Genomic DNA, 7668 nt, shown 5'->3' with positions numbered 1-7668 from the left:
GTCGCAGGAAGCGCGGCGGCCGCCGAAACCGGCCGGCTCACGGTCCAGGCCGGCGGCGACGAGGCCGCCGTCGACCGGGTCACCCCGCTCCTGGAACACCTCGGCACCGTCCGCCGCTGCGGCGGCCCCGGCCGCGGCGCCGCCCGGAAACTCGTCCTCAACACCGCCCTCGTCACCGCCGTCACGGCGATCGCCGACACGCTCGCCGTCGCCGAGGCGGTCGGCCTGGACCGGCGTACCGCCCTCGACGCCCTCGCCGGCGGACCGCTCGACGGCGCCGTCGCCCGGGCGACCACCACGGACGCCGCGTTCGCCGTCACCCTCGCCGCCAAGGACGCCCGGCTCGCCCTCGACGCACTCGGCGACGCCCCCGCGCCCCTGCTGCGCGCCGCCGCGTCGGTGCTGGCGGCCGCACCCCACCCCGACCACGACATCGCCACCCTCACCCGCAGCGCCGACAAGGAGTACGCATGACCATCACCCTGGACAACCCGGCGACCGTCCCCGCCCCGTTCGGCGACCGGTTCGCCCACGTCGCCCGGCTCGACCTGCCCGGCGGCGCCCTGCTGGTCCTCTCCGGCCAGGTCGGCGTGGACGAGCACGGCACAATCGTCGAGCCCGGCGACGTCCGGGCCCAGTCCGAGCGCATCTTCGAGATGATCGCCGGGCTGCTCGCCGCACACGGCGCCGGCTTCGACGACGTCCTGCACATCCGGACGTTCATGACCGACCTGGCCGACCTGGCCGGCTACGCGGCCGTTCGGGGCCGGTACTTTCCGAACTCCCGGCCGGCCAGCACGACGGTGGAGGTGAGCCGACTCTTCCTGGACGGCGCGGTGCTGGAGGTCGAGGTGACGGCCGCCGTCACCCCGCGCTGACGACGCCTGCGGGGCACCCGGACCGGGTGCCCCGCAGCTTCGCTCCCACAGCGGACGGCGCGGCGAGACCAGAGCGGGAATCGAACCCGCGTGCACGGTTTGCAGACCGCTCCCTCACCACTCGGGCATCTGGTCGGGATGAAGCACGTACCCCCGGCTGGGATCGAACCAGCGGCCTTCGGATCCGGATTCCGACGCGCTCTCCACTGCGCCACGGGGGCATGAGCGGCGGAAACCGATCCCGCCGTCCGTACCCGGGGTGCGATTCGAACGCACACTGGCCGCTTGCTGAAAGCGGTGCCTCTCCCTTTGGGCTACCCGGGCCTGGAAAACGTGCCCTCGGCGCGATTCGAACGCGCACTGCGCGGCCACTCAGACCGCTGCCTCTGCCGTTGGGCTACGAGGGCTGGCGCTGCGAGCCGAGGATTCGAACCTCGAACCTTCCCTTCCAGAGAGGGATGTGCTGCCAGTTGCACCAGCTCGCATGGTGTCCGCCGACGGCGGACCGTGCCCCGACCAGGACTCGAACCTGGGATCTTCGGATCCGTAATCCGACGCGTTCTCCGCTACGCCATCGGGGCGGGAGGACCGGCGCCCCACCCCCCGAGGGGCGCCGGCCGGGTGTCAGCCCTTCACGCAGACGACCTGCTTGAGGTGGGCGACCACCTCGACCAGGTCCTCCTGCTGGGCCATCACCTGGGTGATGTCCTTGTACGCGCCGGGGATCTCGTCGACCACCCCGGCGTCCTTGCGGCACTCGACGCCCGCCGTCTGCCGGGCCAGGTCCTCGGTGCTGTACGTCCGCTTCGCCTGCCCGCGCGACATCCGCCGCCCGGCGCCGTGCGACGCCGAGTTGTACGCGTCGAGGTTGCCCTTGCCGCGCACGATGTACGAGCCGGTGCCCATCGAGCCGGGGATGATGCCAAGGTCGCCCTTGCCGGCCCGGATCGCACCCTTGCGGGTGACCAGCACGTCCACGCCGTCGTAGCTCTCCTCCGCCACGTAGTTGTGGTGGCAGCTTGTCGGCTCGTCGTAGCTGACCTGCGGGAACGCGTCGCGTACGACGCCGCAGAGCAGGGCCAGCATGACCGCGCGGTTGCGCCGCGCGTACTCCTGCGCCCACCAGAGGTCCCGGCGGTAGGCGTCCATCTCCGGCGTGCCGGCGAGGAAGACCGCGAGGTCCCGGTCGGGCAGGTCCACGTTGTGCGGCAGCTTGCGGGCCACCGCCATGTGCCGCTCGGCCAGTTCCTTGCCAATGTTGCGCGAGCCGGAGTGCAGCATCAGCCATACCCGGCCGTCGTCCGGGCCGCCCTGCTCGAGGCAGACCTCGATGAAGTGGTTGCCGCCGCCGAGGGTGCCGAGCTGGCGCTGGGCCCGGGTCTCCAGCTGGGCGACCTTCCGGTCGAGGGTGCCGAAGCGCCGCCAGAAGTCGTCCCAGCCGCCCTGCTCCAGGCCCCGGACCCGGCGCGGGTCGACCGCGTCGTCGCGCTTGGCGAAGCCGACCGGGATGGCCGCCTCGATCGCCGTACGCAGCGGGGCGAGGTCGTCCGGCAGATCCGCGGCGGTGAGCGAGGTGCGCACCGCCGACATGCCGCAGCCGATGTCCACGCCGACCGCGGCCGGGGAGACGGCCTGGCGCATCGCGATGACCGAGCCGACGGTGGCGCCCTTGCCGAAGTGCACGTCCGGCATGACCGCAACGCCCTGCACCCACGGCAGCGCGCCGATGTTGCGCAGCTGCTTGGCCGCCTGCGCCTCGATCGCGTAGGGGTCGGTCCAGACCCGGACCGGTGCCCGGGTACCGGCCAACGGGGTGAAACCCATCATCGTCTCCTTGATCTTCATGTGCGTGTCCGAGCGGTTGGCCGGATTCGAACCGGCGATCTTCACCGTGGCGGGGTGACGCGCTGCCGGGCTGCGCTACAACCGCGGGTCGGTCCCGGTGGGGACCGGCGTAGGCCGTGCGGGGCTCGAACCCGCAGCCTCCCGGGTGAGAACCGGGTGAGCTTCCTGTTGCTCCAACGGCCCGTGCGGGACGGCGGGTCGCCGTCCACGCGGAGTCCGGGACCGCGGAATCGAACCGCGTGTCTCTCGCGCCCAAGGCGAGCGGGTCAGCCAGCTCCCTCGTCCCGGATGACCGGCCGGCGGGTACGCCGGCCGGGATCGTGCTCATGCCGTCCACTGTGGAGTTGAGAAGAATCGACGTCGCCGGCCACGGCCGGGACAGGTGAAGCAGGGGCGACAGGATTTGAACCTGCAACCGTCGGGTTTGGAATCCGGTGCTCTTCCGTTGAGCTACGCCCCTCGGATCCGGCGACGAAAAAGCCGCCCGTTCCCTGGTCGCAGGGCGGGCGGCTGCGCGTGTGTCGCGCGGGCGCTAGTCGCGCCACCGCCCCGGTTGCCACCGCTGCCGTCGGCAGCGGGCCAGGTTGCCTTCCGGCAGCAGGGCACCGCGCGGCGCGGGCCGCTCGGTGTGGGTGCGGTACTGCTGCGACACGGTGTGCTCCCTGGGTGTGGAACCGGTTGATGTAGCTCGTCGAAGGTAGGCGTCCGGCGGGAGCGAACGCAACGAATATTCGGACCCTGCTCGGATTCAGCCGGCGCGCAGGCCGGCCAGGGTGACGGTGACGAGCCGACGGACCGCGGCGGCGGACGGCAGGGCGGCGGCGGCGTGCAGGGCGTGCAGGCAGTAGGCGGCCAGCTCGGCCGGGGGTACGTCGTCGCGGATCTGCCCGGCGCTGGCGCCCTCGGTCAGCAGGTCGGTCAGCAGGGCGGTGACCTGGCGATGCGCGTCGGAGACGTGCCCGTCGCGGTGCAGGAGCGCGGCGAGTTCCGCACCGAAGCGGGTGTGCCGCTGATGTGCGGTCCGGTCACTCTGCAGGCGGGCGTACGTGTCGAGCACCGCCTGGAGCCGGGCGCCGGCGTCGCCGGCGCGGTCGCGGGCCTGGGTGAGCTGGGCGAGGTGGGCGGCGACCTCCCGGTCGTGCCAGGCGAGCAGGATCGCCCGTACGTCCGGAAAGTACTTGTAGAGGGTGGCGCGTCCGATGCCGGTCCGTTCGGCGATCTGGGACATGGTGACGGTCAGGACGCCGTGCTCGCCGGCCAGTTCGACGGTCTTGTCGAGGATCGCGTCGTGCACCGCTCGCCGGTGCGCCTCGATGGTCTCGTTCCACAGCTTCGGCACGGCGCTCATCATACAGCTCGCCCCTGGCACGACGGATCGTAGTGGTGTAGACAATATGTATCGCAAAAGCCGGAGGGTGGAGGATCGATGGCACACGGGAAGCAGGGGCACGAACGGCACGAGCACGGCGGGGACGCGGGTGGGGCGCTGATCCGCGGCGCGCGCCGCTACGAGTGGAGCGCGGCGGTCGGCATGCTGGGGCGCCGCCGGCAGGTCTACGACGGCCTGGTGGCGCTGAGCGGGATCGGGCGCGGCGACCGGGTGCTCGACATCGGCTGCGGCACCGGATATCTCACCCGGCGGGTGGCGCGGGCCGTCGGACCGGAGGGAGCGGTCGTCGGCATCGACCCCTCCCCCTCGGTCGTCGCGTACGCGGCGACCCGGTCACCGGTCAACTGCACCTTCCAGGTGGCCGGCGCGCAGGCCCTGCCGTACGCGGATGCCTCCTTCGACGCGGTCGTCTCCAGCCTCGCCATCCATCACGTGCCCGCGGAGGACCGGGTGGCCGCGGTCCGGGAGATGCGCCGCGTGCTGCGCCCCGGCGGCCGACTCCTCCTCGCCGACTTCCGTGCGCAGCCGCGCCACCTCCGCGTCGCCAACCTGTTCGGCGTGCTGGCCCGGCATGCACGGCAGCACCACGCGATGGCCGATCTCGCCGAGCTGGTCGAGCGGGCCGGCTTCGAGCTGGTCGGATCCGGGGACCGCTGGCCCTCCCTGCGCTACGTGCAGGCCCGGCGGGCGGCGACCGATGCTTCGGCCGATGCCGAAGGATCGCGGCCCTAGCCTGTCGGTCACCGACGAGAGGGGGCCGGGATGACCTTGCGGCAGCGGGTGGCGGAGCGGTTCGAACAGGTCAACGGGGTGCATCCGATGACGGCGGCGGACGACGCGTACGTCACCGGGCAGTTCGTGGTGCTGGCGGAGCTGTGCGCGGCGACCGGGCGGGACCCGGACGACGTACGCCGGTTGATGCTGGACCGGCGACTGCCGTTGCCGAGCTATCTGCGCTCGGACGGCGCGGAGATGGTCCCGGCCGACCTGTTCGCCCTCGCAGAACGGGCCGGCGGGGTGGCGCGGCTGGCGGGGTGGTTCGTCGGGCAGTGGGCCGACCCGGCGCAGGGCGCGGCGGAGTGGGACACCTACCTGAGTGGCCAGTACGTCTGCCTGCGCTCGGTCAGCCCGGAGAGCATCCGCCGCAAGGACGAGCTGACGGCGGCGATCCGGGCGGCACCGGACGAACCGGACGCCGGGTCGGCGGCCTGGCTCGACCGGCTGCACGCCCGGGTCGACGAGTTGGACGCCCTCGAACCGGCGTTCACCGGGTACGACCGGCTCCGGTTCGGCGGCCCCACCTCGCGGGACACCTGCGTGGACGCGGTGCGGTCCCGCTGGCCCCGGCCGGTCAGCGCTCCGGCCGCGCGCTGACCCGGCGGGCGACGGCGAGCAGATACTCCTTGCGGTGCAGTGGGTCGTGGTCCCAGCGCGGGCGGCTGGGCGCCGGGCCGCGCACCGGCCGGTAGTGGTCGAACTCGGATTCGAGGGTGCCCTCCCCCCGGGTGAGCGACGGGAGGCGCTGTTCCAGGGCGTGCACCCGCCCGGCAGGCACCTCCCCGTCGAGCAGGTACGACGCGCCACGCAGGGCGGCGCTGCGGGGCACCGCGTCGAGGGTGGCGAGCACCGGGAGCACCGTGCCGAGCAGGTCGGCGGGCAGGTCCAGGTGGAACCGGTGCACCGGTTCGTGGACCCGGGTGCCGGCCCGGCTGAGCGCGGCCATCAGCACCAGCGGGGTGAGATTGCGGAAGTCGCCGGCGGTGCTGGACATGCTCTTGTCGAACACGGCGTGGGCGTGGCTCTGCCGGGCCCAGTAGCCGCCGTGGGTGAGCGTGACGACGCAGTCGACGACCTCCCAGCCGCGTAGGCCCTGGCGCAGGGTCTCCCGGACGGTCTCCTCGATGGCCTTGAGGAAGGCCAGCGGCATGGAGCCCAGTTCGATGCCGAGCCGGAACTCGACGCCGCTGTCGACGGGGCCCGGTTCGATCCGCAGGCCCACGGTGCCGAGGAAGGGGTTGGGCTCCTTGCCGATCCACTCGACGGCGGCGCCGGTGCCGGTCACCCGCTCCACGCAGACGGTGGTGGTCTCGCGGAAGGTGACCGGTACGCCGTACTCGTCGGCGAGGGTGGCCTGGATGACCTCCTTCTGCACCTCGCCGTAGAGGGAGACGGCGATCTCCCGGCGCAGGTCGTCCTGGCGCAGGTTGATCAACGGGTCCTGCTCGGCGAGCTGGGCGAGCGCGGCGTGCATCGCCGCGCGGTCGGCGACCCGGGCGGGCTCCACGACCGTCTCCAGGGTGGGCGGGTTGAAGTGGTGCCGCCCGGCCGGCCGGTCGGGGGGCGCGCCGAGGTGGTCGCCGACGCGGACCTCGGTGAGGCCGTGCAGTCGGGCGATCCGGCCGGCGCCGACCGCGTCGCGGGGCACGGCGTCACCGTGGTCGAAGACGGCGATCGCGGTGACTTTGGCGAGGTGGTCCCCGCGGTAGCGGATGCGGTCGCGGACCCGCACGGTGCCGGCGAAGATCCGGGCGTACGCGATCTTCTCGCCGGCCGGCCCGCGTTCGACCTTGAAGACGGTGCCGGAGAGCGGGGCGTCGTCGTCGCCGTCGGCCGCCGGTAGCAGTTCGACGATGCCGGCGATGAGCTCGTCGACGCCGGCGCCGGTGATGGCGGAGCCGGCGTGCACCGGGTGGACCCGGGCCCGCCGGGTCTGGGTGGTGAGCGCCGCCCGCAGCCGGGCCGGGGTCAGCGCGCGCTCGTCCCGGACGTACGCGGCGAGCAGCGCGTCGTCGTGCGCGGTGAGCAGGTCGACCAGGCGGGCGGTGTAATCGGGGTCGTCCGGGGCGGCGGGCAGCCAGCGGGCGTCCGGGGTGCCGGCCGCGTCGACGCGGCCGAGGGCGACCACGTCGGGGCTGAGCCGGTCGGCGATCTGGCGCAGCACCCGGTCCGGATCGGCACCGGCCCGGTCCACCTTGTTGACGAAGTACAGGGTGGGGATGCCGAGCCGGCGCAGCGTGCGGGCCAGCACCCGGGTCTGCGCCTGTACGCCTTCGACGGCGGAGACCACCAGCACCGCGCCGTCGAGTACGCCGAGGACCCGTTCCACCTCGGCGATGAAGTCGGGGTGGCCGGGCGTGTCGATCAGGTTGACGGTGACCCCGGCGACGGTGAAGGAGACCACGGCGGAGCGGATGGTGATGCCGCGCTGCCGCTCCAGGGCCATGGTGTCGGTGCGGGTGCTGCCCTGGTCGACGCTGCCGAGTTCGTCGATGACGCCGGCGGTGTGCAGCAGCCGTTCGGTCAGGCTCGTCTTACCGGCGTCGACATGGGCGAGGATGCCGAGATTGAGGGTTGTCACGAAGCGTCATGTCCTTCGAGCAGGTGGTCATTCCTTCCTGGTGGGACATGGACGCGGCGCGCATCGTGGTGCTCCTCGAACTCGGTGGATGTCGTCGGTGCGATTGCAGCAACCGGCGGGTCGGCCGGGCAACCGATTAACCCGGGCGGGTGAACGACGTCGGCGAGGTGGTGGTGTCCTCAAGGGGAGGACACCAC

Annotated in this window: 7 protein-coding genes and 10 tRNA genes; 4 read left to right on the top strand and 13 right to left on the bottom strand. The window is 72.8% G+C overall.

Features of this window, described 5'->3' with window-relative positions:
• On the top strand, nucleotides 1-474 hold a 474-nt coding region (locus ACWEVO_RS23425; RefSeq protein WP_452309660.1), incomplete at its 5' end, for an NAD-binding protein.
• Nucleotides 471-878 (top strand): RidA family protein, encoded by a 408-nt coding sequence (locus ACWEVO_RS23420; RefSeq protein WP_452309659.1) that lies wholly within the window; start codon nucleotides 471-473, stop codon nucleotides 876-878. The genes ACWEVO_RS23425 and ACWEVO_RS23420, both read left to right, overlap by 4 nt.
• A 65-nt stretch (nucleotides 879-943) precedes the next feature.
• Here ACWEVO_RS23420 and ACWEVO_RS23415 read toward each other — a convergent pair.
• From ACWEVO_RS23415 to ACWEVO_RS23360, 12 genes are all read right to left on the bottom strand, one after another.
• Nucleotides 944-1013: transfer RNA gene (locus ACWEVO_RS23415), tRNA-OTHER, on the bottom strand.
• Between the two features lie 13 nt (nucleotides 1014-1026).
• A tRNA-Arg gene (locus ACWEVO_RS23410) sits at nucleotides 1027-1099 on the bottom strand.
• A 30-nt stretch (nucleotides 1100-1129) separates the two neighbouring features.
• Nucleotides 1130-1202 (bottom strand) — tRNA-Leu (locus tag ACWEVO_RS23405).
• A gap of 10 nt (nucleotides 1203-1212) precedes the next feature.
• Nucleotides 1213-1285: transfer RNA gene (locus tag ACWEVO_RS23400), tRNA-Leu, on the bottom strand.
• Nucleotides 1286-1290: 5 nt separating this feature from the next.
• A tRNA-Gln gene (locus ACWEVO_RS23395) sits at nucleotides 1291-1363 on the bottom strand.
• 23 nt (nucleotides 1364-1386) lie between these two features.
• Nucleotides 1387-1459, bottom strand: a tRNA-Arg gene (locus tag ACWEVO_RS23390).
• 43 nt (nucleotides 1460-1502) lie between these two features.
• Nucleotides 1503-2702: an RtcB family protein gene (locus ACWEVO_RS23385; RefSeq protein WP_452309661.1), complete on the bottom strand. Its 1200-nt coding sequence runs from the start codon at nucleotides 2700-2702 to the stop codon at nucleotides 1503-1505.
• Nucleotides 2703-2734: 32 nt separating this feature from the next.
• Nucleotides 2735-2808, bottom strand: a tRNA-Gly gene (locus tag ACWEVO_RS23380).
• A gap of 25 nt (nucleotides 2809-2833) precedes the next feature.
• Nucleotides 2834-2906, bottom strand: a tRNA-Glu gene (locus ACWEVO_RS23375).
• Nucleotides 2907-2938: 32 nt separating this feature from the next.
• Nucleotides 2939-3011 (bottom strand) — tRNA-Pro (locus ACWEVO_RS23370).
• A 100-nt stretch (nucleotides 3012-3111) separates the two neighbouring features.
• Nucleotides 3112-3183, bottom strand: a tRNA-Trp gene (locus tag ACWEVO_RS23365).
• Nucleotides 3184-3471: 288 nt separating this feature from the next.
• Nucleotides 3472-4062, bottom strand: coding sequence for a TetR/AcrR family transcriptional regulator (locus tag ACWEVO_RS23360; protein WP_452309658.1), 591 nt, complete (start codon nucleotides 4060-4062; stop codon nucleotides 3472-3474).
• Nucleotides 4063-4149: 87 nt separating this feature from the next.
• On the opposite strand from ACWEVO_RS23360, the gene ACWEVO_RS23355 reads away from it, so the two are divergent.
• Together ACWEVO_RS23355 and ACWEVO_RS23350 are read left to right on the top strand one after the other, a co-directional pair.
• Nucleotides 4150-4845 (top strand): class I SAM-dependent methyltransferase, encoded by a 696-nt coding sequence (locus tag ACWEVO_RS23355; protein WP_452309657.1) that lies wholly within the window; start codon nucleotides 4150-4152, stop codon nucleotides 4843-4845.
• A 30-nt stretch (nucleotides 4846-4875) separates the two neighbouring features.
• The gene (locus tag ACWEVO_RS23350; protein ID WP_452309656.1) at nucleotides 4876-5487 is read left to right on the top strand and encodes a DUF6058 family natural product biosynthesis protein; all 612 of its coding nucleotides are present in this window, start codon (nucleotides 4876-4878) and stop codon (nucleotides 5485-5487) included.
• On the opposite strand, the gene ACWEVO_RS23345 is transcribed toward ACWEVO_RS23350, so the two are convergent.
• Complete coding sequence (locus tag ACWEVO_RS23345) at nucleotides 5465-7471, bottom strand: GTP-binding protein (RefSeq protein ID WP_452309655.1); 2007 nt, start codon at nucleotides 7469-7471, stop codon at nucleotides 5465-5467. The two genes, ACWEVO_RS23350 and ACWEVO_RS23345, sit on opposite strands and share 23 nt — an antisense overlap.
• Nucleotides 7472-7668 lie beyond the last annotated feature (197 nt).

The organism is Micromonospora sp. NPDC003776 (assembly GCF_053605645.1).
Note: the sequence above shows the minus strand (reverse complement) of the source record. Positions and strands in the feature narration are given on the sequence as shown.